Raw genomic sequence first — 24,833 nt, forward strand, 5'->3', positions numbered from 1 at the left:
GGGAGACTGAGTTGTTCAAATATTATGCGTCTCGTGAATATCAGTCACTTAGCTTAACAGGTCTCGATTCAGGCTCAAGTGCAAATAATTCACGCCGCATCATAAGCCTCTACGCCTTGTTGGCCAGCAAATCGACAGCCACAAAAAAGGGGCCAAGGCCCCTTCTGTTCTCTCACATACGCATTGCACTGTCCGATTAGTGACGCACTATCCACTGGGCCAGGGTGTCGAACAGCTCGTTGAGCACGATAGGCTTAGTGATGTGGGCGTTCATGCCCGCCGCCAGGCTCTTCTCGCGATCACCCGACATGGCATGGGCCGTCATGGCGATCACCGGCAGCTCCTCCTTGGTGTAGCGCTTACGCAGCTCCTTGGTGGCCGTCAGACCATCCATCACAGGCATCTGAATATCCATCAGCACGGCGTCATATTGCTTGGCGTCCACCATGTCCAGGGCAACCTGGCCGTTTTCGGCCACATCTACCTCGTAACCCGCGCTCTTAAGCAGCTCGGTGGCCACCTGTTGGTTGATGAAGTTATCTTCCACCAGCAGGATCTGCCCAGATCCCGTGGCCTTACCTTCCACGGGTAGGGCCGCCGCAGGATTGATCTTAGGCTTGTCGATGAAGGCTGAAATGATCTCGTCAAACAGGGCCGAGGCCTTGAACGGCTTCTGCAACATGGCGTAGATGTCGAGATCGTCCAGATCTTCCTTGAGCGGCTCCGAGGCGTAGGCGGTCATCATGATGATCACCGGGCGCTTCTCCAGGCGACCATCGGCCACCATGGCGTCCAGGGCCTTGATCACCTCGACCCCATCCATCTCAGGCATCATCCAGTCGAGCAGCAGGAGATCCACCGGCCTGTGCTCCAGCTTGTACAGGGCCTCGGCGCCGTTAGAGGCGGTATCCACGTCGAAGTGGAAGTCGCGCATGGCGGTCGAGTAGATCTGCAGCGCCGTCGGGTTGTCGTCCACCACCAGTGTCTTCAGGTTACCTATCACCTCGGGCACGATAAGGGGCTTCACCTCGGCCTCTTCGGCGATCTCGAAGCTGATGGTAAAGCTAAAGGTACTGCCCACCCCCAGCTCACTCTGCACCTGCATGGTGCCGCCCATCATGGAGACTAGATGCTTACTGATGGAGAGACCCAAGCCTGTGCCACCGTACTTGCGGGTAGTCGAGCCATCGGCCTGGGCGAAGGCGTCGAACAGGCTCGCCTGCTGCTCCTTGCTGATCCCTATGCCGGTGTCGCGCACCCAGAACTTGAGGGTGATGCGATGATCCCGCTCGCCCACATCTTCACAGCCCAGCTCGATTTCGCCGCTCTGGGTAAACTTGACCGCGTTGCTGAGCATGTTGATCAGCACCTGCCCCAGACGTAGGGGATCCCCTTCGAGGATAAGCCCGGCGGTAACAGGGGCGTAAAGCAGCAGCTCGACGCCCTTCTCCTGGGCCTTGAGGGCGTTGAGGTCCAAGGCATGGTCCAGCACCTTGTCCAGCGGGAAGGCAACCCGTTCCAGCTCCAGCTTACCGGCCTCAATCTTGGAGAAGTCGAGGATGTCGTTGATGATGCGCAGCAGGGATTGCGCCGAGAAGCCCGCCTTATCCAGGTAGTCCGCCTGCTGCGGCGTCAGCTGAGTGCGGCTGGCCAGCTGCAACATACCGATAATGGCGTTCATCGGCGTGCGGATCTCGTGACTCATGTTGGCCAGGAACTCACTCTTATACAGGTTGGCCGATTCCGCGTCCTGCTTGGCCTCCAGCAGCGCCACCTCGTTGCTCTTATGGCGGGTAATATCCTTGTGGGTACCCACCATACGCTTAGGCTGGTTGTCAGAGGTGAACTCCACCACACGGCCACGGCTGAGTACCCAGTGATACATGCCGCTCTTGCCGCGCATACGGAATTCGATGTCGTAGGCGCCGATAGGATCCGCCAGATACTGCTCGCGGTACTCCTGCACCCGAATGCGATCATCCGGATGCACCAGCTCGTCAATGGTCGACACCAGGGCCGGGAATTCGTTGCTCTTATAGCCGAGCATAGAGTAGTAGGCCGGGTTACAGATGATCTGCTCAGAATCCAGATACCAGTCCCACAGGCCATCTTCTACCGCGTCCATCGCCAGGTGATAACGCTCCTCCGACAGCCTGAGCTGCTCGGCGGATTCATATTCCCGGGTCACGTCACGCCACACGGCGATAAGCCCCAGCAGTTCGCCACGGCGGTTGTAGAAAGGCAGCTTGAGGGTATCCAGCAGCACCGGCTTGCCCGCCAGCTCCACCTTCTCCTGATACCTCAGCGGCGTACGCTCGGACAGCACCCGCTCATCTTCGGCGCGGATCCGCATCGACTGCTCGTTGCTGGTCATCGCCTGGGAATCCTGGCCGATCATCTCGCTCTCGGTGTAACCCAGCATGCGCTCAGCCGACTTGTTACAGCCCAGGTATTTACCCTCTTTATCCTTGAAGATGATCGCCTCTGGGATGGAGTCCAGCAGGGAGCGCAACAAGGCATATTCCCGCTCGCGCCGCTCTGTGGTCTCCTTGAGACGCTCGGTGCGCCGCGCCACCAGGTTATCCAGGCGACGGTTCTGCTCCGCCAGGTGCCGGGTATATTGCTGGTTTTCTTCGAAGATACGACTCACCAGCTGGAACCATGGCTCCCAGCCCTGGGTGATCTTGGCCGGTGGCTTGCGCGGTTCCTGAGAGCAGCCCTCGAGGTGCGACAACAGGCGCGACGCCGGGTTAACGAAGGAGCGGCGGGTCTGCCAGTGCACTATGGTCACCAACACAGACAGGGCGATCACCACCAGCAGGAAGGTCAGCTCCAGCTTCTCCCAGGAATCCTTAAACAGCTCGTTCTCGTCCTGCAGGTAGAGGAGGCGCCAGGGTGCGTTTTGCAGCGCCACCGAGTGGATATAGTAGCCGTTACGCATGATCCCCTCATGGGCATCGAACAGCTCTGACTCGGGCACCGAATGCAGCGCCGAGGGGATCTTCTGGCTGATATGGAACACCCGGTTGATGTCGGCGGCGTCGATATCGCTGTGAGAGAGAATATTGTTTTGCTGATCCAGCAGAATAACCGTGCCCGGCATCTTGAAGTAGAGGCGGATCTGCTTGTCCAGGGAGGAGAGGGTCATATCCAGGTTGATGGAGCCGATAAACTCATCTTCCAGATAGATGGGCACACCTACAGTGGTTAGCAGCCCCTTGCCATTAGGCTCCACATAGGCGGGGCTCCAGGCCACGCTGCGCTGTGGGTTCATGGCGGGGGTGACCAGCTGGAACTGCTGCTTCTTCAGCAGCTCGTCGCGAAAGCGTTGTTCGTCCGAGGGCCAGGGATAGTAAGACATCATCCTGTGTTTGGAGATGTAGTAGATGGAGGAGGCCTTGGGCGCCGCCTGTCGGGCGACCGGGAAGGAGAGGGAGAGCTCGAACAGCATCTCCAGCTCCTGATAAAACTTGTCGCTGCGGCCATTGAGGGAGCCCGCCCCGGTGATCCGCCCCATGTTGGTGAAGGGCTTGCCGCTCTGGGCATAGCTGGGCTCTAAGGTAAAGAACTGGCCGCTCTCGTTAAACTTCTCATACTGGGGCAGACGGTCGGTACGCACCAGCTCGCCCAGACGCAGGTGATCCACCGCCACGTTGCGCAGGCTCTTCACCGCGCGAATGCTGGATTCCAACAAAAGGTCGATCTGCAACACGTGACGCTCGACCAGCTCTTCGCGCTGCTCCATCATCTGGGTCTTTTGTCGCTCGAAGAAGATCCAGGCCGTCAGCAACGCCATGATGATCACGCCGATATAGGTATAGAAAACCGCGCGATTGTAGTTTTTTTGAATCGGAGACTTAAGCTGTAAGTCCGGCTCTGTCGACTTCATTGATTACCTTTGAAAACAAGCATCTGCCCTTGGGGTTAACCTGAGCGGCGCATCATATTCTGCATATAGTATCAGGAAGCCAGCCCAATGGAATACAAAGGGGAGTCGCTTTTGCCAGAATGATCTCAGTTGGCCTGGGCCGACAAATTGATGCAGCTGCCTAGCGCTGCGCTTTCTTTAGACAAAAGACTCCACCCTGGGAGCCTTTTATCGTCATTGACCGTCTAAGCGGCTATAGGTTTTCCTCGGCAAACTCGGCTAGGCGAGAGCGCACCACGCCGTTGAGGTAGACGTTGGCACTGCCATCGAAATTTTTAAAGCGCTCGACGATATAGGTGAGCCCCGAGGTCACCGCCGTCAAGTAGTTAGAATCGATCTGCGCCAGGTTACCGCTACAGATCAGCTTAGTCCCCTCGCCCATACGGGTGATCATCGTCTTGATCTGCGAGGCGGTCAGGTTTTGACACTCGTCCAGCAAGACCACAGAGTTCTGTATCGAGCGTCCACGCATGAAGTTAATCGACTTAAACTGTATGTTGGCCTTGTCCATGATGTAGTTCATGCTGCCGCTGGGGTTGACGTCATGCTTGTGTAACACCTCCAGCGTATCGGTAATGGCCGCGAGCCAGGGCGCCATCTTCTCCTCTTCGGTGCCGGGCAGGAAGCCGATAGATTCGGCGATCTCCGGCGTGTTACGGGTGACGATCACCTTGTCGTAGAGGCCCCGCTCCACCACCATCTCCAGCGCCGCCGCCATGGCCAGCAGCGTCTTACCACAACCGGCGGGGCCGGTGAGGATCACCAGATCGATATCTGGATCCAGCAGCGCCTGCATCGCCATCCCCTGGTAGATATTTTTGGGCTTGATGCCCCAGGCATCCAGGTTGAGCAGGCGATCACGGCCGAGGTCCAATATCTCCAGATCCTCGTCGTTATTGCTCAATACCCGGCCACAGAAGTTAGAGTCTTCGTCGATAAGGTATTGGTTGGTATAAAAGTTTTCCTCACCCACTTCCCTAACCGGCACCCTATGCACCGTATGGCGCCCCTGGGTTTCGGTATTCACATGCTCCTTGCGCGCCCAGAAATCCCCCTCAAACTGGTGAAAACCTTTGGTGAGGAAGCGAATGTCGTCGATCAGCTGGTCGGTGCGGTAGTCTTCGACCAGGTTAATGCCGGCGCCCTTGGCCTTGAGGCGCATGTTGATATCTTTAGTCACCAGCACCACATGGCGTGGGGCAAACTGCTTCTGCAGATGCAGTGCTGTGTTGATGATGCGGTTGTCGTTATTGTCGCCAGGCAGGGATGCCTGGGTAAATTCGAGTTGATGGTCGGGGAAGATAGAGAGGGAACCTACTGCGTCACCGTGTCCTTCACGTTTGGGTAAGGGCACCCCGCTGACAATCTCTTCTGGGGTGGTTTGCCCACCGAGTATATCTTCCAGTGCGCGAATGGCGACTCGGGCATCTCGGCTAATATCTCGTTTCCTGTCTTTGATCTGATCCAACTCTTCAAGGACAGTCATGGGGACTACGACATCATGCTCCTTAAACGAATAGATGGCTAAGGGTTCATGCAGTAACACATTGGTATCCAGTACAAACAACTTCTTGTCGTCTTGTTCCATGGCGCCTCCACTTGTGCGTAGGGTGTTATATTTGTAGTCGAGCGAACTGAGTGGGTAATTAGCCTCCTTCTCTATCAGTATAGTGACGCGCAACAAAGCACTTAGCGGTTAAATCCATACTGACACCAAAATCTCACGGCTTCAACGGAAACTTGCCCAGAAAATCGCCCGACCCAATTTGAGACTGGTGGCCTAAAATGACATTAAGATGACAAGGCGGGTGCCAGCCGATCCGATTGGATAATTTGTAATCTTTAGGCTTTTTAACGAGGCAATTACGGGTCAGATGTGTTCGACATCAAAGCCCCGATTGGATAACATACGCGCCCTTTCGTGATTCACCCTGTAGATGAGAATTTGTAAATGCCCTTTTCCTTAGGTCAACGTTGGATTAGTGATACCGAATCGGAACTCGGTTTAGGTACTGTCATTGGACTCGAAGGCCGTATGGTCACCCTGATGTTCCCCGCCACTGACGAAAACCGCATGTTTGCCCGCGACGATGCCCCGCTAACCCGAGTGATCTATAACCCCGGCGATATCATCGAGAGTCACGAAGGCTGGAGCCTCAAGGTCAGCGAAGTCGAAGAGAAGAACCAGCTGGTGATCTACCACGGTATCCACACGGAAACCGGCGAGGAGGTCAGCCTGCGCGAGACCCTGCTCAACCACAATATTCGCTTCAACAAGCCCCAGGACAGACTGTTTGCCGGCCAGATCGACCGTCTCGACAGATTTGGCGTGCGCTACCAGAGCCAGCTACTGCGTCACAAGCTGGCCACCTCAGATCTGCTGGGCCTACAGGGGCCCCGTGTCGGCCTGATCCCCCATCAGCAGTGGATCGCCCATGAAGTGGGCCAGCGCTTTGCACCGCGCGTCCTATTGGCGGACGAGGTAGGCCTGGGTAAGACCATCGAAGCCGGCCTGATCATTCACCAGCAGCTGCTGACCGGCCGCGCCGAGCGTATCCTGATCATAGTGCCAGACACGCTGCGCCATCAGTGGTTAGTGGAGATGCTGCGCCGTTTCAACCTGCGCTTCTCAGTGTTTGACGAAGACAGATGCGTCGAGGCCTATGCCGACCACGACAACCCTTTCTACACCGAACAGCTGGTGATCTGCTCGCTGGAGCTGCTGCGTAAGAAGAAACGCCTGGACCAGGCATTGGATGCCGACTGGGATCTCATGGTAGTCGACGAAGCCCACCACCTGGAGTGGACCGAAGAGGAACCGAGCCGCGCCTATCGCGTGGTCGAGGCCCTGAGTGAAGTGGTCCCCGGTGTGCTACTGCTGACCGCGACCCCGGATCAGCTGGGCCACCAGAGCCACTTCGCCCGTCTGCGTCTGCTGGACCCGGATCGCTTCTACGACTATCAGGCCTTCCTCAAAGAGGAGGAGAGCTACAAAGAGGTGGCCAGTGCCGCCGATGCCCTGGCCAGTGGCAAGCGTCTGCCCGACGAGGCCGTTGCCAGCCTGACCGAGCTACTCAACGAGAAAGATATCACCCCGGCGCTGCGTCTGATCGAGGACGAGAGTGTCGATGATGATCAACGCGAACAGGCCCGCAGCGAGCTGCTACAGGAGCTATTAGACAGACACGGCACCGGCCGCGTGCTCTACCGTAACAGCCGCGCCTCGGTGAAGGGTTTCCCGACCCGTATCTTCAACGCCCATCCGCAGACCATGCCGACCCAGTACGAGACCGCCGCCCGCGTGTCAGAGATGATGGGTGGCCAGACAGATCTCACCGCCAAGGTGAAACAGGCGCTGAGCCCGGAGAAGCTGTATCAGGCGTTTGAGAGCGACAGTGCCAGTTGGTGGAAGTTCGACCCAAGGGTCGACTGGTTGATCGACTTCCTCAAGAATCATCGCAGCAAGAAGGTGCTGATCATCGCCAGCCAGGCGGAGACCGCCCTGAGCCTGGAAGAGGCGCTGCGTACCCGCGAGGGCATTCAGGCCACAGTATTCCATGAAGGCATGTCTATCATAGAACGCGACAAGGCCGGCGCCTACTTCGCCCAGGAAACCGGCGGCGCCCAGGCACTTATCTGTAGCGAGATCGGCTCAGAGGGCCGTAACTTCCAGTTTGCCAGCCATCTGGTGCTGTTCGACCTACCGCTGAACCCAGATCTGCTGGAGCAGCGTATCGGTCGTCTGGACCGTATCGGCCAGGCCAACGATGTCGAGATCCACCTGCCCTACCTAGCGGGCACGGCCCAGGAAAACCTGATGAACTGGTACCACAAGGGACTGAACGCCTTTGAGCAGACCTGTCCTACGGGCCATATACTGTTTAACGAGTTTTCCGACGAGCTGCTGACCCAGCTGGTGTATCGCGACGAAGATCAGTTCACCCAGCTGCTCAACCACACCCAGACCCGTTACAAGGCGCTGAAGAAGGCGATGGAACAGGGCCGCGACAAGCTGCTGGAGATCAACTCCCACGGCGGCGCCAAGGCGCAGAAGTTGGTGGAGAGCCTGGCGGCCCGCGACCAGGACACCCAGCTGATTGGCTCAGTGATCCGCCTGTGGGACATCATAGGTGTCGAGCAGGAAGATAGCGGCGAGAACGCCATCGTGCTGCACCCGAGCGAGCATATGATGTTCCCCACCTACCCAGGCCTGCCGGAAGACGGTATTACCGTGACCTTCGACCGAGAGATGGCGCTGTCCCGCGACGATATCGCCCTGATCACCCAGGAGCACCCGCTGGTACAGACGGGTCTGGATCTGATCACCTCCTCCGAGACAGGCACCACCAGCGTGGCCGTGCTCAAGAACAAGGCCCTGCCGGCAGGCACAGTCTTCCTTGAGCTGATCTACATGGCCGATGCCTCGGCGCCGCGTTCGAGCCAGCTCTACCGCTACATGCCACCTACCCCGGTTCGTGTGTTGCTGGACAAGAATGGCAACAACCTGTCGGAGAACGTCAGCTACGAGAGCTTCGACAAGCAGCTGAGCGCGGTCAACCGTCACATCGCCAGCAAGCTGGTCAACGCGTCGCAGACCCTGCTGCACCCGCTGTTTGCCAAGGGTGAAGCCTTTGCCGAGGCGGCGATGAAACAGCTGACCGAAGAGGCCTGCGCCAAGATGACTCAGCAGCTCACCGCCGAGCTGGAACGTTTGGAGGCCCTCAAGGCAGTCAACCCCAACATCCGTGACGAGGAGCTGGAGCACCTGAGAAATCAGATGGTCGAGCTGGGCAACTACCTAGATGGCTGCCAGCTGCAACTGGACGCCGTGCGTCTGGTCCTAGTCAGCCATGCCTAATTCCAGTTACGCATAACTCTCTCCCTATGGCACCGACCCTGGTCGGTGCCAGCTTCTTTCGCATTTTATCGCCATTGGCAAGCACTTAGGCTTATACTGACGCCATAGTCAAAGTTAACGCCAGATGACCCAATAAGCCGATGAATCTACGCACCACACTGCTCATCCTTACCCTGTTTCCCCTTATGGCTCTCGCCCAGCGCAATACCATGCAAGACTATGATTACCTGCCGCCAACCGAGGTGGCTAAAATCACGGTCGAGGGCACAGAGCAGCCGGTATTGGTGCGCCCCTGGCAGGGACGAAATCAATATGGCGCGGCGGTATTGTTAGGGGACTTGGGCGAAGATGCCGACCCAGAAGGCCTGCTCGCCTTTCTCAGACGCGATCTCACGCCCAAGGGCTGGGCGACCCTGAGCATAGGTGCCCCCCAGGGGGCATCACAGCCCAACCATATCACTGATGCCGGTGAGATCCCCAAGCCCGGCGAGGCGCAGCTCAGCCAGAAGCGTGATCAGAGCCTGCCCAAATACAGCCAGGAAGATTGGACCGCTTTACGGGAGAAACAGAAAACCGCCCTGAGTCAAACCCTGGGGCAGCTCGACGGCCTGGGGAAGGCGTATCCGGGTAAGCGGATGCTTATTGTCAGCGGCCAGAGTGCCGGCCTGGTTATCGAGATGCTGACCGCCGCCGCGCTGCCAAGCCCGGATCTGCTGGTGGTGATCAATCCCTATCTGGAACTTGAGGCGGAGAATCGGGATCTGCCGGGCAAGCTGGCTAAGCTCGAGCTGCCGGTATTGGATATTCAATCGCCGGACGGACTGCCCGCCTCCCTGGCGACCCAAAAGGCCCGCAAGACCCTCTCCCCCATGGGGCAGCCACTGCGTTATGAGCAGCAGCGACTGGCGTTAAACCTGGATCAGCCCACAGCCTGGCAGGAGGTTCTGCTCCTGGTTCAGGGCTTCGCCCAGCGTATTCTGCGAGCCTATCCCTAAGGCTTAGAGGTTTACTTCTTATCTTTACTCAGCATCAGCGCCAGGGCGATCAGCACGACTATGATGCCCATGTAGAGCAACTCCAACATGGAGGTCGGCTTCATCTCGGTAAAGTAGGAGAACACCTTAATGATCAACATCATAAGGATCACTTTACCCAGCTTGCTCTTGAGCGAGTCTATGCTGCTGATCACTAAGATCTTACCACCGGCGACACTGTCTTCCGCCGCCTGCAGGTTGCTGATAAACAGCTCATAGAGGCCAAAGGCAAAGATAAGCAGCACAGACCCTAGCAGGAAGGTATCTAAGATCTCGACCACCACCATCACAAGATCGTTACGCACCTCGTAGCTGCCGCTGATCACATAGTCCCACAGCAGGTCGACCATATGGATCACATCCTTGATGCCCATGACAAACACCACAAGGGCCGCCAGCACACAGGCAAACACCCCTATCATCACTGAGAGGCGGCTACTCCAGAGAAATCGTTCAAACCCTTGTCGCATTATCCAGCTTTCCTTTATCAAAATTTTGGCAGCAGGATACTAGCGAGCCTCGGGGTGTTCGTCTCGCCGGGCGAGAGGTAGTGTGAAGCCGATCACATTGAAAATCTGTTGTGACTCATTCAGTTAACGCCACCAGGGCTGACGCAGCTGGTAACGACGCTCAGGATCTTTTGTCTGACGCAGGGCGGCAATCAGCCGATTCTTGCCCACAAGCAGACGCACCTGACTCAGGGACTCACGGGCCAGCAGGCTACGCTCACCGGCGCGCCAACTCTTGTTGATGCTGAACTTGATCGCCGCATTGGCATCGGGCGAGGTGTTGGCCAGTCGATGTGCCAGGGCCTCTGCCACCTCCCGCGGCGCCTCGCTCACCTGGGTCACCAGGCCATAGGCCTTGGCCTGCAGGGCGTCGATCACCTCGGCCGTCATGGTGAGCTGCATGGCGATATCCTTACCCACTAACTCTCGCAGACCGACTAAGCCCGCCATGTCAGGCACCAGTCCCCACTTGGCCTCCATGATAGAGAGACGACAGTCTGGCGCGGCGATACGCATATCCGCCCCTAAGGCTATCTGGGTACCGCCGCCATAGCAGATCCCCTCGAGCACGCAGATCACAGGCACAGGCAGTCGGCGCCAGCCGATTGAGACCCGCTGCGCCAGATTGGCATTACCCGGCAACCACTTAAACAGCAACTTAAACGCCTGCATCGGCGACTTCATCACGCTGGCCACATCCAGGCCGGAACAGAAGTTACCGCCGCTGCCGGTTAAGATCACCGCCCGCACATCCCGGCGTTTGGAGATATGCTTCTGCACCTCAACGATAGATTCAAACAGTTCATAGTTAAGGGCGTTGTACTTTTCCGGCCGTGACAGCTCTACCCAGGCGATGCCTTCGGCTATGGTCAGGGTGACGTTGGGGTGTTGCATTCCTTTACTCCTCAATCGCTGCGCTTAAACTCTGCTACTGGTCAGTCCAGAAGGGAATGTAACACATTTGGCAAATATCCCTAAAAGATATAACATGAGTCCGTTTTTTGACTATCGTCAAAATATTGCCACCCAAGAGTTTACGGTTGTTAATCAAGCTGATAGATAATAACCTTTGGACAGAGTTTGTCATTTACCTGCTCCCGCTACCCGCGCCAAGCTGGCTCGGATGCCTGGAGATCGGGTAAATGTCCCGGTAAATGCATCAGCAACAAGCCCCGATAATCCCTGTCGTTACCAAAGACAAAACCGATAAAACTGCCTCAGGATGAAGCTTTTAGCCACCAAGCAAGTGATTTGGTGTTATCTTCTAATAATGAAGGCAGATTAGGATGTTATAACTAGATGTCGATCCCCGTACTCATATGCGATGACTCCGCACTCGCTCGCAAGCAGATGGCCAGGACCCTGCCCAAGGAGTGGGATGTCGAGATCACCTTTGCCAACAATGGCGCCGAAGGTATCGAGGCGATCAGGGCCGGTAAGGGCGAAGTGGTCTTTCTCGACCTCAACATGCCGGTGATGGATGGCTACGAGGTACTGGAAACCATTCAGAAAGAGGATCTACCCGCCCTGGTGATCGTGGTGTCGGGCGACATTCAGATCAAGGCCCACGAGAAGGTGAAGGCCCTGGGTGCCCTGGACTTTATTCAGAAGCCCGTCAGCGCCGATGCCATCAGTAACATACTCCAGGAATACGGCATACTCACCATAGCCCTGGGCGAGCAAGAAAACGACAACCCCATGATCGAGGTGGATCTACGCGACGCCTGTCAGGAGGTCGCCAACGTGGCCATGGGCCGCGCCGCCGATCTGCTGGCCAAGCTGCTGGATGTCTTCGTGCTCTTGCCCATCCCTAACGTCAACGTGCTGGAAGTCAGCGAACTCACCATGACCCTCAAGGCCACCGAGCAGTACAGCACGGTATCGGCCCTGTGTCAGGGTTTTATCGGCGCAGGGGTAGCTGGCGAGGCACTACTGCTATTTCACGACTCCTCCTTTCAGGACATGGCCAAGCTGATGGGACTGGCAAACCCTGAGGATGCCAATACTGAGATAGAGGTGATGATAGACACGGGCAACGTGTTGATCGGCGCCTTCCTCAGCGGCATCTCAGAGCAGCTACACATGAAATTCAGCCAGAGCCATCCCGTGGTGCTGGGGCGCCACTGCACGGTGAACGACCTGATCCACGACAACTCGGAGAAGTGGTCTCGCACCCTGGCGATGGAGATCAACTACCGCATCGAAGGGCATGATATTCAATGCGATCTTCTCTTGTTATTTACCGAAGAATCTTTGCCGACGCTTAACTATAAGCTGGGCTATTTGCTGGATTAAGTTGGATCAAGATATGCCATATGACCAAAGCGCGATGAACGAACTCCACTGGCTAATCGATATGGTGCAGACCATAGAGGTCGGCCTGGTCGTGTTGGATCGCGATTACAACATCCAGCTCTGGAATGGTTTCATGGAGAACCATAGTGGCATCTCACCCAACTCCATCAAGGGCAAGTACCTGTTCGATCAGTTCGACTACCTGCCGGCGACCTGGCTGAAACAGAAGATGGAGTCTGTCTTCCTGCTGAAGAATCGCGCCTTTATCAGCTGGGAGCAGCGCCCCTATGTGTTCAAGTTCGGCAACTATCGTCCCATCACGGGCCGCGCCGACTTCATGTACCAGAATGTGACCCTGCTGCCGCTCTCCTCGCTCACCGGCCAGATCACCCATATCAGCATGATCATCTATGATGTCACCGATGTGGCGATCAACAAGCTACAGCTCAAGGCCGCCAACGAGCGCCTGGAACACCTGAGCCAGACAGATGGATTGACCCAGCTGCATAACCGCCGCCACTGGCAGCTGTGTATGCAGAAGGAGTTCGACCGCCACGCCCGCTATGGCGAACCCACCACGCTGGTGATGTTCGACATCGACCATTTCAAACGCATCAACGACACCTACGGCCATATCGCCGGTGACAAGGTGATCCAGCATGTGTCCCATATCCTGCGCCAGTCCCTGCGGGACACAGACTGCGCCGGCCGCTACGGCGGCGAGGAGTTTTCCGTGGTGCTGTCGAACACCAACGCCGAGGCCGCACTGCATTTTGCCGATCGTCTGCGGGAGAAGATTGAAGCCTCGGAGCTGAGATTCGAGAGCGCCATCCTTAAGGTGACGGTGAGTATCGGCATCTGCGGCATAGACGAGCATCTGAGCAACAGCGCCCAGTGGCTGGGTCAGGCCGACAGCGCCCTCTATCAGGCCAAGCAGCAAGGGCGTAACTGCTGCGTCATCTTCGAGCCAGGCGAGGCAGACTAGTCCGCCACGGCTAAATGGCAAGTGGCAAGCGGTAGGTGTTAAATGGCAAGTGGTCACAGACACAAAAAAGCCCATCATAGATGGGCTTTTTTAATGGCAGCTGCTAAATGGAAACAGCTTAATAAAAACAGCTTAATGGAAGCGAGAGTCTTCCTCTTCATACTCCTCGTCGCCACCTTCCATATCGTCGCCGATGAAGTAGGTGCCCCAGCCGTCGTAATCCACCTTCAGCTTAGCCGCCAGCTGGATCAGATCTTCACAGGCCTTGTCCAGCAAAGCCACGTCGAGTTTATGGTAGGCGATGGCGTCGAAACAGAAGAGCACTGAGCCATCTTCCAGCTCCATCTCTTCGGCATCGTTCACCTCGAAGCCCATCTTAAAGGCTTCCACCGCCGCCTTCTCCAGACGGTCGAAGTTAGAGGCCGAGAAGTGGTGTTCTATGGTGTATTCGGCATCAGGCTCAGAACCATCGGCAAGAATCGCGTCGACGATCTCCTGGTTTTCCTGTTTCTGTTCCTGCAGTTGACGTTCTGTAGACATGGATCTCTCCGAATAAAAGTGTTCTTAATTAATTGCTTTCTTGGCCATCAGGGCGCTGGCTTCCTGATTCAGCTGAGCCAACTTCTCCGCCATCATGGCATGAATCCGAGTCGATAGCTCTTTTACCTGCGACTTAGCCAGGCCTTTGGTCTCTATGGGATCCATCATCTCGATGATCACCACGCCGTTATTCCAGCGGTTAAGCTTAATATGTTCCTGATTCGAAGCCAACACAGGCACCATGGCGACACCGGCCTCGATGGCGGTATGGAAGGCGCCGGCCTTGAAGGGTAACAGCCCCTTGCCCCGTGAGCGTGTGCCCTCGGGGAAGATCCAAATAGAGAGGCACTTATCTTTAATCTTCTTCGCGGTCTGCGCCATGGTCTCGAAGGCGCGGTTACGGTTTTTACGGTCAATCAATATGTTCCCCGATAACCAGTATATCTGGCCGAAGAAAGGGATCCACGCCAGGCTCTTCTTGCCCAGGCTGACAGTGCCCTTAGGCACGGCGGCCGTATGGGTAAACATATCAAAATTATTCTGATGGTTGGCCAGGAAGATACAAGGCTCGCTGCGCTCCACCTTGGGCTTACGTACCACGACCTTGACCCCTAAGACAGGCGCGGCCCAGGAAAATATCTTAGCAAACAGATGAACATTGTCTCTATGGCGGGGGCGCAGCAGACAATAGAGGCCACCGAAGACAAAGGCCAACAACAACATGATGGCTAAGATCAGAGATCTGAAGATTAACAGCACAACTTACTCCTGTGATTTCAGTGGCGACATTATAGCAGCAGGCCTTTTGACTTACACCTGTCGTCTTAGGGCCTCAAAGGGCTTACAGCATACTTGCCAAGTGTTAACGATATAAGTCATGGAATTAACAGTGAAAAAACATCGCCTCAACGGAATGCAGGCAAGAAAAAAGCGGGAGAGTGCCTGTTGCACCCTACCCGCTCATCTCTCAAGCACGTCGTCTTTATCGACTTTTCTAGTTAGCGCTAACCTTCGTAATCGAACTTTCCCTCATTAGACGAGGCTGTAACAGACGAAACGCCACTGTGCTGACCGCCAGGGTCGCCACAATCGCCGCGCCGCTCGGCAGGTCGAAACTGGCCGACAGCAACAGGCCAATGCCATAGCCCAGCAGACCCACCAGATAGGCCAGCGGCCATTTGCCCCTGCCGCGCAGCTTGTTAACCGCCAGCGCCGGCAGGATAAGGGAACTGAACACCAGATAGACGCCCACCAGCTCTACCGACAAAGTGATCACTAAGGCAAACAACAGATAGAAACCGGCACCATTGAGTATGGCCGGGCGCAGGGCGATGATTGCCAGCACCAGTGCAGACACCACGGCAGGCAGAATCAGCTGTGACCAGTTCACCCAGAGGATCTGGCCGGACATCAACTGCTTAAGCATCTCTGCGCCGTGGGGATCGTTTGACAGCAGTAACATGGCCGCCACCGCCGACAACACATAGAAGCAACCTATGATCGCCTCCAGCTCGTTGGCCATTCGCTTGGCCAGCCAGGCGATAAACCCTGCCCCCAAGAGGGCAAACAGGGCCGGCATCCAGACCGTGACATAGGCTAGATGCTCCAGCTCGTGGTTGGTGTGGGCAATGATGGCCCCCAGCGCCGCCACCTGGGCGATCGCCAGGTCGATGAAGATGATGCCGCGCTTGAGCACCTGACTGCCCAGCAGCACATGGGTTGAGAGCACCAAGATACCCGCGGCGAAGGCGGGTAGCAGGATAGATAAGAGATCGAGATCAAACATGATTGAGTACCAAAAAACGAACAACGGCGCCCCATGGGGCGCCGGATATAAGCCAGGCTAGCGATTCACACCCAGCAATAACTGGATAACACTGTCGTACAGACCGAAGAGATCCTGTGCGTCATCGTTACCGCCGACCGACATGGGCAGATTCACCACTGGCAGGCCGGTGCGCTCACCGAGCCACTTGGCCCCGCGCTCATCCTGATAGGAGGCGACTATGATGGCCATCACATCCCCCTGACCGGCACGCCCCTGCAGGCTTGCCAGGTGACCCGTGCTCGGCGGCAGCCCCGGCTTGGGCTCGAGATCCCCCACCTGCTCCATGCCTAACCAGTTGAACAGGTAGCGGAAGCTGGTGTGATAGGCGATCACCTTCTTGCCCTGAAGTGGCGCCGCCTGTGATTGCCAGCGGCCCATCGCCGCCTGCCAGCGCTGACTGAAATCGGCCAGGGCCGACTCATAACCCGCGGCATTATCCGGATCGAGCACCACCATCTTGGCCGACAAGGCCTTAGCCACCTGGAGCAGACGCTCTGGGTCGAAGTGCAGGTGTGGATTGCCCTGGGCATGCACATCACCCATGCTGCGATCGACCTGGGCCAGCTTATCTAGGGTCTGGGTATGCTCGGCGGCATAGAACAGCCCCTTGTCGGTCGAGCGCACCTGAGCGTTGGCCGACTTCATCTGCAACATGGGCAACCAGCCCACCTCGAGATCGGCACCGGCGCAGACCGCCAGATCTGCCTGGCGCATCTTAGCGATCAGGCTGGGTCTGGCCTGAACCTGATGCGGGTCCTGCATCGCGGTCGTCGCAGCGTACACCTTAGCATCCGGCGCCAGCTCCTTGGATAGCGCGGCATATTCAGGCTCGCAGGCGAAGATATTGAGTTTCGCCTGTGCCCCACAGGCAAAGCTGAGTGCCAGCGCCGCAACGCCGGCCTTTAAGTAATTAGAATTGATGCGCACCGTGAGCCCCCAAAGTCATAACATATTGAAGTGTAATGACGTTATCGTCGGTGATGCCGTCAAAGTTAGTGCCCTGCTGATTGGTATATTGTAGACGCACGGTCGAGAAATGGCTGTGGTGCCAGGCCAGGCTCACCTCTGTCTCTTTCAGTTTCTGTGCATCGAAATGCTCATCGTGCAAAAGATGTGTATCGACCTGACCGTATCTCACGCCCGCCGACCAATTTGGCGAGAACTGATACACAGAGCTGAGGTACCAGCCGGTGTGAGCATCCGGCTTTGAGGTATCGTGATCGTCAACCAGGTCATGATCGTGCTCCTCGAGCGGCGCATAGTCGCTGACGCGGAAATACTCGCCGCTCAGGGTTAAATGCTGATACTTGTAGTTACCCTGTGGTGCCCACTTATAGACGAAGTCTGCGATGTAGGTGTTCTCACCCGTATACCTTGCCCCATGGCTGTGGTCATGATCGTGCTCTTCTTCGGCCACCACGGCTTCTTCATGCTCCTCATGGGCAGTGAGACGACCGTTCTCGTTACGCAGGTAACTCAGGCCCAACATCCAGGAGCTGCTGACGCCTATGTCGCCACCCAGCTTAGTGTAGGCGGTGTAGACGCCGACGTTCTTAAACTCGCGCTCACCATGCTCATCTTCGGCGCGCATGCTGTCGCCCTTGAAGGCCTCGATACCCATGGTCCAGTAGAGGTCGGTCGGCGCGACATAGTCCAGACGCACACCGTCATCAAAATAATGACTGCCCAGGAAGGCGCGATAGGCCGCCGGGCGATCCGAGAAGGCATCTGTGTGCACATGCTGATTGTTGAGGTAACCAACATCCGACAGGAAACGACCGCCGCGCATAGAGAAACCATAGGGCATACCCAGGGTCTGAATGAAGGCCTCCTCCAGCCCCACCTCGGTCTCGCCGTCATGGACCTCGATCACCGAGGTCAGCTTGCCGTAGAACATGTCATCTATGTTGGCGCTCAGTGCCAGCTCTGTATGGCCCAGGCCAAAGCCTTCGACCCGCTCGGCCATTGGACGCTCGGCGTTCTGATAATAACCATCGAGTACGGCGCTAATAGCAGGATTCGTCAGGGTTGGATCCGCCGCAAAACTTAGGTTTGGCATTAGGCTAGGTAAACAGGCACAGGCAAGAGCAACCGCCGACAGGCGCGCATTGAAATTTATCATAATGTCTCCAAAAAACAGCTAAACGACTCTGCTGCCAAGGGGGCGCAGAGTATTAATCTTCTTAAGTTTTTGAGGTATTACGATAAGGCGGGCGGGGCGCGACTTTGGAAATAGTCGACATGAACGGCTGCAAGCGCAGTAGACTCTCGCAGCGGCACTTCCACCGAGAGAGTGGGCAGGCTAAAGCTGAACTCGCCGACAGGCAAGACGCTGTTAAGCTGCAGTTTTTGAATACACAGGGTACAGTGAGTTGTCGCCCCATCGTCCAGATGTTCCAGGCTATGTGCCGGGGCGAGCACAGACAAGCAGAACAATACGGCACTAAGCCATATCGCCACTCCTCTTACTTTTGCTCTAACCGATATTGCCATGAGATCAACTGGAACCATTCAAATTCCGACCAAGTTTAGGGATACGAGTGATGAAGTCAAGCCAGAATTGGCGGTGGCTCAGGCTGGAATGTAACAAAAGTTATTCGAAAATTTTACTTATGCGCCGACCCAAAGCGTGGCCCACATCACGGCCAGATTGGCTAAAATTAAGTCTGACTTAAGTTAGTGACACTAAGATTACAGCCATAGTGGCTATCGGCTACCGACTCTTCCCATTCAAGGTTAAAGGAAATGCTCTCTATGAAGGAATTTTTTCGCGAAAATTTCAAAATGCTGTTCTGGACCACGATCTTTATCGTCGCCATCCTGGGCGGGATCTATTACGTCGAAGCGGCGCTCGAGGCCCAGGTTCAAGTCATAGATTAAGATGGCGAGCGCTAAGCCAAGATAAAACCCGGCATCTTCTTAGCTGGCTTTCACCAGCCAGCTCATCTCAGCGATACTTCTGTCGCTGCTCGCTATCATCCACCTCTTGCCTCGGCGGCGCTTGAATCACCTTGAGGTGATCCATCATATGGCTCACCAGCAATATCATCACGGCAAATATCGCCACTGGCGTAGTCAGGTTGCGCCAGTCAGGCAAGAAATAGCCCAGGACCAGCATCAGCAGGCCTAGATAGAAGCCGAGTATTTTCAATCGCATCAAGATGGCACTTCGCCCTAGCCAGGCCTCGCAGTGGGGGCATTGGATCTGCGCATCCAGCCCCTTGCCCCGTTGGGCATCGACCTGAGCGGCGCGAAAGGAATGACTACAGTGAGGACAAAGCACAACAAACTCTCAAATGACGACAAAGAGTGCTAGTCTACCAGATTGAACCGCCGCGCGTTGTGAATTTACAGCGCAGATGGAACAGATTATGATCCAGCGATTAGCTAACACAGGACGGATAATATGTTACGCACCTTAGCCCTGGCGCTGGTGACTATGATGGCGCTAGCCCATCTTCCCGCCACCGCCGATGAAGCCCTCCAGACACCTCAGCCCCTGACCGAACTGACTCAACTGCAACAGACCATAGATTTAGATATTGCTAAACTTGGCAATGCCAATGGTGAGATGAAGCAGTTCATCGAGTATCGCATCAAGGAACACGCCAATCAGGTCCATGACAAGTTCAAGGTGCTGATGAAACAGCAACCGCTGGATAAGGCTGCACTTCTGCCGCTACTGCAGAAGCATCTGGCCTTCATCGACAAGGTGGCCGACTACTACGCCGCCGATATCGACCAATTTAAACAACAACTTGGCAGCGATAATGACACGGGTGTCATGTATAAGCTGGCCATGCGGGATCGTCAGCGCGACGAGATCCTCGGCGCTAAATACGAGACCCTCACCTGGCTAGATGAGCTAGGCGAAGACACTCAGGCCATCAAGACCCAACTCACGACTCAGCTACTCAAGCGCTCAGACATGCTCAATAGCCTGGTACACTTTACCCAGGACAAGCTCAAGTTAGCCGTCGACGAGGCGGCTAAGGCGGGTAAGGATGTCACTGCTGAGCAGACGGCCCTGGTCACCAATCTCAACGAGCGACTCAGCCTCACCAGCGCCAGCCTGTCGGTGGCGATCGAGCTACTAGACGCCCTGAGCCAGGACACCACAGTGCTAAAACAGACCCTGTTTAGCATCTCAGGGGATATCACCCAGGATGTACTCAACGTCGACGTGGCCAGCAACCTGCTGGATCAGTGGTGGAACAAGGCTAAGAATCAGTTGCTGGATAACGGTCCAGGGCTGTTGTTCAAGCTGTTTGTCTTCCTGCTGATCCTCTTTTTAGCCCACCTGGCCGGCAAGGCGGTGCAGCGCATCGTCAAGAAGATGGTCAGTAACTCTAAGCTGAAATTCAGCAAGCTGCTGCAAGACTTCTTCATCTCCCTGTCGGGTAAGACGGTATTTGCATTGGGTCTGATGATCGCCCTGTCACAGCTGGGCTTCGAGCTTGGACCACTACTGGCAGGCTTTGGGGTCGCGGGTGTCATCATAGGCTTCGCCCTGCAAGATACCCTGTCCAACTTCGCCTCGGGCATGATGATCCTCATCTATCGCCCCTATGATGTGGGCGACCTGATCAACGCCGCGGGCGTCACCGGCAAGGTGAGCCAGATGAGCCTGGTCTCCACCACCATCAAGACTCTGGATAACCAGCGCCTGATCATCCCCAACAACAAGATCTGGGGTGATACCATCAACAACATCACGGTAGAACATCAACGCCGCGTCGACATGACCTTCGGCATTGGCTATGGCGACAACATAGAACACGCCGAACAGGTGCTACGCGGCATAGTCGAAGAGCATCCAAAGGTGCTCAAGCAACCCGAGCCGACGGTGAAGCTGCATCTACTGGGCGAGTCTTCGGTGGATTTCGTGGTGCGCCCTTGGGTGAAGCCGGAAGATTACTGGGATGTGTACTGGGACATCACCCGTGCGGTGAAGATGCGCTTCGATCAGGAAAAGATCTCCATTCCTTTCCCACAGCGCGACGTGCATATCTATCAGACAGAAAAATAGTCGCTCACATAAAAACGCCTGCAATTGCAGGCGTTTTTTTATCTCACTAGAATCAGAGCCAATAATCCACTTGCCTTAGGCCAGTCCGGTGATCTCCCCCTGCTCATCGATATCGATATTAAGATAGCCTGGGCGTATTCCCAGCCCCGGCATTGTCATCACCTTACCCACCAGCGCCGTGATAAAGCCGGCACCGGCATTGAGTTTCAGCTCGGCGATGGGTAACTCAAATCCCTGCGGTGCCCCCTTGAGCTTAGGATCATGGCTGACCGACATGGGCGTCTTAGCGATACACAGCGCCAGCTTATCGAATCCATGGCGTTGCAGCTGGGCCAGCTGGGTCTTGGCCTTGTCGGATAGGCTGATGCCTCCGGCGCCATAACCCGCCTCGGCGATGGTCAGCAACTTGGCCTCGATGGACTGCTTGGTCTCATAGAGATAACGGAACTGGCTCGGCTGCTCTGTGGCGCGCACCACGGCCTCGGCGAGTGCCACGGCGCCCTCGGCGCCCTGAGAGAAGGCTTCGCAGATCTCACAGGCAAACACCCCCTCTTGTAGCACGCGGGCCTTGAGCCAGTCCAGCTCCTCCTGGGTATCCTCGGCGAAACGGTTAATCGACACCACCAGCGGCAGGCCATACTTGGCCACATTGCCGATGTGCCAGCTTAAGTTGGCATAGCCGGCGGCGAGCTTGTCCATCTCGCTTCCCGCCTGGGGATCATGGGACTTGAGCGCCTTAATCGTTACCACTAACACAGCCGCATCCGGCGCATTGCCCGACTGACGTGTCTTGATGTTACAGAATTTCTCGAAGCCCATGTCGGAGCCGAAGCCTCCTTCGGTCACCACGACATCCGCCAGTCTCAGGGCGATATCGTCGGCGATAACCGACGAGTTGCCGTGGGCGATATTGGCGAAGGGGCCGGCGTGGATCAGACAAGGCGCGCCGCTTAGCGTCTGCATTAGCGTCGGCGAGATGGCCTGACTCATGATGGCCGTCATGGCGCCAGCCACGCCGAGATCTTCGGCGCTGATATAGTCGCCCTGTTTATTTTGCGCCAGCACGATACGGCCGATGCGGGCACGCAGATCCTTAAGATCCCGGCTCAGCGCGAGAATCGCCATCAGCTCGGAGGCGGCGCTGATATCGAAGCCCCCCTGATGCACAGGGCCGTTGACCTCGCCCAGGCCAACCGTGATGGTACGTAGGCTGCGCTCGTTCTGATCCACCACCCGGCGCCATAAGATCTTCTCGGGATCGATATCCAAAGGCGCGAGCCCGGACTGCTCGAGAAAGGCATCACCGCCCAGGCGCTGCTCGTGATACAGGCGGGCATCGATGGCCGCTGCCGCCAAGTTATGGGCACTAGTCACCGCATGTATGTCGCCAGTCAGGTGCAGGTTGAGATCTTCCATGGGCACCACCTGGGCCAGGCCACCGCCTGCGGCGCCGCCCTTGATACCAAATACCGGGCCCATGCTGGGTTGGCGGATACAGGCGCAGCTCTTCTTGCCGATCGCCTGCAAGCCCTGGGTCAGGCCGATACTGGTCACTGTCTTGCCTTCGCCGAAGGGAGTCGGCGTGACCGCGGTGACTATCACTAACTTGCCTTGTTTGTTATCTTTAATTCGGTTTGTGATAGCCAGATCTACCTTGGCCTTGGTCCTGCCATAGGGGCTTAATTCATGGGGCAAGATCCCGAAGGCAGTGGCAATGTCTTCTATGGGTTGTAAGCTGGCTTGGCGTGAAATTTCGATGTCAGTCAGCATATAGCGCTCCTACAATAAATAAGCATGAAAAAAGCGAGCTGGTGCGAATATAGAGCAAAAAGTGGTCACAACAAACCTATTCATTGTCGGCTAAGGCATTAATTAAGGATTTATGAATCTAAATCAATAAAATGATTATTAATGGAAAAAATTAATCCAAACGGAGCAGCCCATGAGTCAGCATAGCTTTACATTCTCCCCCTTTATCGCCGGCTTCTGGCGCCTCGATAGTTGGCAACAGACGCCACAGCAGACCCTGGCGTTAATCCAGCACTATCTCAGCCTAGGCGTGACCTGTATGGATCATGCCGACATCTACGGCGAATACAGCTGCGAGGCGCTATTTGGCCGTGCTCTGGCCCTAAAGCCCGAGCTGAGACACCAGATGCAGATTGTCACCAAGTGCGGCATCAAGCCTGCCTTCGCCTCGACACCAGAGCGCTACGTCAACCACTATGACACAGGCTATCAGCACATTCTCACCAGCGTCGATAACTCGCTTAAGGCGCTGCGGGTGGATGAGATAGATCTACTGCTGATCCACAGACCAGATCCCCTGATGAATGCCGACGAGGTCGCCCAGGCCTTCGAACAGCTCTATCAGACCGGCAAGGTGCGCCACTTTGGCGTCTCCAACTTCACCCCGGCTCAGTTCGACCTGTTACAGTCCCGGCTGGATCGCCCCCTGGTGACCAACCAGCTGGAGATCTCCCCCCTGGCCATGCATACCCTGAGCGATGGCAGCCTAGATCAGGCGCAGCAGTATCGCTGTCCTCCCATGGCCTGGTCTTGTCTCGGGGGCGGTGAGATCTTCCACAGCCAGAGCGAGCAGGCCGTTAGGCTACGTAAGACCCTGAGCCAGATAGCCGCCAACCATGGCACGGACGATATCAGCCAGATCATCTATGCCTGGGTGCTGGCCCTCCCCAGCCAGCCAAAACCCATCATAGGCAGCGGCAATCCAGCGCGCATCAGCGCCGCCGTGGCTTCCAGCGAGATCACACTGGACAGACAGGAGTGGTTTAGCATCTGGCAGGCCGCCACCGGCCACAGCGTGCCCTAGGGCCTGTTGACAGCAACAAAAAAGCCAGCAATCCGCTGGCTTTATCATTTCTATCTCAAGGCTCACGGCTCAGATTTGAGACGTAAGCAAAAACTTAGTCCTGAAACTTAGTCCTAAAACTTAGTCGTGAAACTTCACCTGTCCCGTCAGATGAGGTCTGCGTCCCTTGACGTCACGCAGTTCAAACATCAGGCCTTCGGCGCTCTCGGTGTCGAAATCGAAGCTCACCTGAGCCGGCATCAAGAGGGGTAACTTAAAGGCCACCTCTATGGTACAGGGCTTGTCGCCGATCTCTGGCATCAGCTGGGCGACACTTCTCGCCTTAGACCACATGCCGTGGGCCAACACGCGGTCGAAACCGAAACGCTTGGACAGCACAGGATGTAGGTGAATCAGGTTATAGTCGCCCGATGCCTTGGCATAGCGACGGCCGAGATCTTCACTCAGCTCCCAGCTCACCGGATTAGACCAGCTCATTGGGGTCGCCTTAGGTGGGCGGGCGCGCTTACCACTGCCCTCGATACGATAGAGATAGGTCGATAGCGACTCCCACACCAGCTCGCCGCCGACGAAGGCGCGGGACACCAGCTCAAATTCCAGCCCAGAGTCCGTCATCTGGCTGCTGGTCAACTCACACTCGAGATCGTAACGCTCATCGACACCCGTGGTGCGATAACGGGTAATGCTGTTCTTGAGGTGGATCATCCCCAGCAAGGGGAAGGTAATTGCATCTAAGGTAAAGATGCTGGCATGCAGACGAAACACCATGACATAGAGATAGGTCAGGGGCAGCTGCTGGCCATCGAACTCGAAGCCACACACCTTGGCATATTGGGCGACCTTATCGCCGCGCACGGCCACCTGTGGACAGGTCACCTTAACATGGGGCAACGGCTGCTCATCCCAGCCTGGCTTTCGGCCAAAAAAGATCTTGCGATAAAGCGATAACAGCGACGGCATCGCCTTAAGTTCAACACAAATTTCTTTATTCACG

At 56.2% G+C, this 24,833-nt stretch carries 20 protein-coding genes; 7 read left to right on the forward strand and 13 right to left on the reverse strand.

Annotated elements, in window-relative coordinates; genetic code table 11:
• Nucleotides 1-196: 196 nt before the first annotated feature.
• Nucleotides 197-3,889: a response regulator gene (locus L1D43_RS14910; protein WP_041510871.1), complete on the reverse strand. Its 3,693-nt coding sequence runs from the start codon at nucleotides 3,887-3,889 to the stop codon at nucleotides 197-199.
• A 232-nt stretch (nucleotides 3,890-4,121) separates the two neighbouring features.
• Nucleotides 4,122-5,516, reverse strand: a complete 1,395-nt coding sequence (locus L1D43_RS14915; RefSeq protein WP_239852782.1) for a PhoH family protein — start codon at nucleotides 5,514-5,516, stop codon at nucleotides 4,122-4,124.
• Between the two features lie 363 nt (nucleotides 5,517-5,879).
• Here L1D43_RS14915 and rapA point away from each other — a divergent pair, with 363 nt between their 5' ends.
• Nucleotides 5,880-8,786: an RNA polymerase-associated protein RapA gene (rapA, locus tag L1D43_RS14920; RefSeq protein WP_239852784.1), complete on the forward strand. Its 2,907-nt coding sequence runs from the start codon at nucleotides 5,880-5,882 to the stop codon at nucleotides 8,784-8,786.
• A 140-nt stretch (nucleotides 8,787-8,926) separates the two neighbouring features.
• Nucleotides 8,927-9,781: a DUF3530 family protein gene (locus tag L1D43_RS14925; protein WP_239852785.1), complete on the forward strand. Its 855-nt coding sequence runs from the start codon at nucleotides 8,927-8,929 to the stop codon at nucleotides 9,779-9,781.
• Between the two features lie 11 nt (nucleotides 9,782-9,792).
• Here the strand turns inward: L1D43_RS14925 and L1D43_RS14930 are convergent, their stop codons facing one another.
• Both L1D43_RS14930 and L1D43_RS14935 read right to left on the reverse strand, forming a co-directional pair.
• A complete protein-coding gene (locus tag L1D43_RS14930; protein ID WP_041510868.1) occupies nucleotides 9,793-10,290 on the reverse strand; it encodes a YqhA family protein in 498 nt (165 codons plus the stop codon).
• Between the two features lie 123 nt (nucleotides 10,291-10,413).
• On the reverse strand, nucleotides 10,414-11,223 hold the full coding sequence (locus L1D43_RS14935; RefSeq protein WP_239852787.1) for a crotonase/enoyl-CoA hydratase family protein: 810 nt from the start codon (nucleotides 11,221-11,223) through the stop codon (nucleotides 10,414-10,416).
• A 405-nt stretch (nucleotides 11,224-11,628) separates the two neighbouring features.
• Here L1D43_RS14935 and L1D43_RS14940 point away from each other — a divergent pair, with 405 nt between their 5' ends.
• Nucleotides 11,629-12,624, forward strand: a complete 996-nt coding sequence (locus L1D43_RS14940) for a response regulator (protein WP_239852789.1) — start codon at nucleotides 11,629-11,631, stop codon at nucleotides 12,622-12,624.
• A gap of 13 nt (nucleotides 12,625-12,637) precedes the next feature.
• On the forward strand, nucleotides 12,638-13,609 hold the full coding sequence (locus L1D43_RS14945) for a sensor domain-containing diguanylate cyclase (protein ID WP_239852791.1): 972 nt from the start codon (nucleotides 12,638-12,640) through the stop codon (nucleotides 13,607-13,609).
• Between the two features lie 132 nt (nucleotides 13,610-13,741).
• Here the strand turns inward: L1D43_RS14945 and rraB are convergent, their stop codons facing one another.
• The 6 genes from rraB to L1D43_RS14975 form a co-directional block, all read right to left on the reverse strand.
• Nucleotides 13,742-14,149, reverse strand: a complete 408-nt coding sequence (gene rraB, locus L1D43_RS14950; RefSeq protein ID WP_239852793.1) for a ribonuclease E inhibitor RraB — start codon at nucleotides 14,147-14,149, stop codon at nucleotides 13,742-13,744.
• A 24-nt stretch (nucleotides 14,150-14,173) separates the two neighbouring features.
• Nucleotides 14,174-14,908, reverse strand: coding sequence for a 1-acylglycerol-3-phosphate O-acyltransferase (locus L1D43_RS14955; protein WP_041510864.1), 735 nt, complete (start codon nucleotides 14,906-14,908; stop codon nucleotides 14,174-14,176).
• A gap of 235 nt (nucleotides 14,909-15,143) precedes the next feature.
• Nucleotides 15,144-15,935 carry a metal ABC transporter permease gene (locus tag L1D43_RS14960; protein ID WP_041510863.1) on the reverse strand — a complete coding sequence of 264 codons (792 nt, stop codon included), beginning with the start codon at nucleotides 15,933-15,935 and terminating at the stop codon, nucleotides 15,144-15,146.
• 57 nt (nucleotides 15,936-15,992) lie between these two features.
• Nucleotides 15,993-16,904, reverse strand: coding sequence for a zinc ABC transporter substrate-binding protein (locus L1D43_RS14965; RefSeq protein WP_239852795.1), 912 nt, complete (start codon nucleotides 16,902-16,904; stop codon nucleotides 15,993-15,995).
• Nucleotides 16,888-18,099 (reverse strand): hypothetical protein, encoded by a 1,212-nt coding sequence (locus L1D43_RS14970; RefSeq protein ID WP_239852796.1) that lies wholly within the window; start codon nucleotides 18,097-18,099, stop codon nucleotides 16,888-16,890. The genes L1D43_RS14965 and L1D43_RS14970 overlap by 17 nt, the downstream gene beginning before the upstream one ends.
• 77 nt (nucleotides 18,100-18,176) lie before the next feature.
• Nucleotides 18,177-18,437 (reverse strand): ABC-type zinc uptake system zinc chaperone, encoded by a 261-nt coding sequence (locus L1D43_RS14975; RefSeq protein WP_239852798.1) that lies wholly within the window; start codon nucleotides 18,435-18,437, stop codon nucleotides 18,177-18,179.
• A gap of 294 nt (nucleotides 18,438-18,731) precedes the next feature.
• On the opposite strand from L1D43_RS14975, the gene L1D43_RS19905 reads away from it, so the two are divergent.
• Nucleotides 18,732-18,857 (forward strand): hypothetical protein, encoded by a 126-nt coding sequence (locus L1D43_RS19905; RefSeq protein WP_268747965.1) that lies wholly within the window; start codon nucleotides 18,732-18,734, stop codon nucleotides 18,855-18,857.
• 67 nt (nucleotides 18,858-18,924) lie between these two features.
• Here the strand turns inward: L1D43_RS19905 and L1D43_RS14980 are convergent, their stop codons facing one another.
• Nucleotides 18,925-19,260, reverse strand: a complete 336-nt coding sequence (locus tag L1D43_RS14980; RefSeq protein ID WP_041510860.1) for a hypothetical protein — start codon at nucleotides 19,258-19,260, stop codon at nucleotides 18,925-18,927.
• Between the two features lie 123 nt (nucleotides 19,261-19,383).
• Here L1D43_RS14980 and L1D43_RS14985 point away from each other — a divergent pair, with 123 nt between their 5' ends.
• Entirely contained in the window at nucleotides 19,384-21,006 is a 1,623-nt protein-coding gene (locus tag L1D43_RS14985; RefSeq protein ID WP_239852801.1) for a mechanosensitive ion channel family protein, read from the forward strand.
• 75 nt (nucleotides 21,007-21,081) lie between these two features.
• Here L1D43_RS14985 and L1D43_RS14990 read toward each other — a convergent pair whose 3' ends face one another.
• Entirely contained in the window at nucleotides 21,082-22,776 is a 1,695-nt protein-coding gene (locus tag L1D43_RS14990) for a formate--tetrahydrofolate ligase (protein ID WP_239852802.1), read from the reverse strand.
• 172 nt (nucleotides 22,777-22,948) lie between these two features.
• Between L1D43_RS14990 and L1D43_RS14995 the strand changes: the two genes are divergently transcribed.
• Nucleotides 22,949-23,839: an aldo/keto reductase gene (locus tag L1D43_RS14995; RefSeq protein WP_239852804.1), complete on the forward strand. Its 891-nt coding sequence runs from the start codon at nucleotides 22,949-22,951 to the stop codon at nucleotides 23,837-23,839.
• 120 nt (nucleotides 23,840-23,959) lie between these two features.
• Here L1D43_RS14995 and L1D43_RS15000 read toward each other — a convergent pair whose 3' ends face one another.
• Nucleotides 23,960-24,799: a MaoC/PaaZ C-terminal domain-containing protein gene (locus L1D43_RS15000; RefSeq protein ID WP_239853248.1), complete on the reverse strand. Its 840-nt coding sequence runs from the start codon at nucleotides 24,797-24,799 to the stop codon at nucleotides 23,960-23,962.
• Between the last annotated feature and the right edge of the window lie 34 nt (nucleotides 24,800-24,833).

The organism is Shewanella sp. Isolate8, from assembly GCF_022398495.1.
Lineage (GTDB): Bacteria > Pseudomonadota > Gammaproteobacteria > Enterobacterales > Shewanellaceae > Shewanella > Shewanella aquimarina.

What these genes read in the sequence shown, in the direction of transcription:
- rraB (WP_239852793.1), bottom strand. Translation starts at nt 14,149, where the DNA reads ATGTCTACAGAACGTCAACTGCAGGAACAGAAACAGGAAAACCAGGAG.
- L1D43_RS14995 (WP_239852804.1), top strand. Translation starts at nt 22,949, where the DNA reads ATGAGTCAGCATAGCTTTACATTCTCCCCCTTTATCGCCGGCTTCTGG.
- L1D43_RS14910 (WP_041510871.1), bottom strand. Translation starts at nt 3,889, where the DNA reads ATGAAGTCGACAGAGCCGGACTTACAGCTTAAGTCTCCGATTCAAAAA.
- L1D43_RS14935 (WP_239852787.1), bottom strand. Translation starts at nt 11,223, where the DNA reads ATGCAACACCCCAACGTCACCCTGACCATAGCCGAAGGCATCGCCTGG.
- L1D43_RS14970 (WP_239852796.1), bottom strand. Translation starts at nt 18,099, where the DNA reads ATGATAAATTTCAATGCGCGCCTGTCGGCGGTTGCTCTTGCCTGTGCC.
- L1D43_RS14985 (WP_239852801.1), top strand. Translation starts at nt 19,384, where the DNA reads ATGTTACGCACCTTAGCCCTGGCGCTGGTGACTATGATGGCGCTAGCC.
- L1D43_RS14940 (WP_239852789.1), top strand. Translation starts at nt 11,629, where the DNA reads ATGTCGATCCCCGTACTCATATGCGATGACTCCGCACTCGCTCGCAAG.
- L1D43_RS14925 (WP_239852785.1), top strand. Translation starts at nt 8,927, where the DNA reads ATGAATCTACGCACCACACTGCTCATCCTTACCCTGTTTCCCCTTATG.
- L1D43_RS14990 (WP_239852802.1), bottom strand. Translation starts at nt 22,776, where the DNA reads ATGCTGACTGACATCGAAATTTCACGCCAAGCCAGCTTACAACCCATA.
- L1D43_RS14945 (WP_239852791.1), top strand. Translation starts at nt 12,638, where the DNA reads ATGCCATATGACCAAAGCGCGATGAACGAACTCCACTGGCTAATCGAT.
- L1D43_RS14930 (WP_041510868.1), bottom strand. Translation starts at nt 10,290, where the DNA reads ATGCGACAAGGGTTTGAACGATTTCTCTGGAGTAGCCGCCTCTCAGTG.
- L1D43_RS14960 (WP_041510863.1), bottom strand. Translation starts at nt 15,935, where the DNA reads ATGTTTGATCTCGATCTCTTATCTATCCTGCTACCCGCCTTCGCCGCG.
- rapA (WP_239852784.1), top strand. Translation starts at nt 5,880, where the DNA reads ATGCCCTTTTCCTTAGGTCAACGTTGGATTAGTGATACCGAATCGGAA.
- L1D43_RS19905 (WP_268747965.1), top strand. Translation starts at nt 18,732, where the DNA reads ATGAAGGAATTTTTTCGCGAAAATTTCAAAATGCTGTTCTGGACCACG.
- L1D43_RS14915 (WP_239852782.1), bottom strand. Translation starts at nt 5,516, where the DNA reads ATGGAACAAGACGACAAGAAGTTGTTTGTACTGGATACCAATGTGTTA.
- L1D43_RS15000 (WP_239853248.1), bottom strand. Translation starts at nt 24,799, where the DNA reads ATGCCGTCGCTGTTATCGCTTTATCGCAAGATCTTTTTTGGCCGAAAG.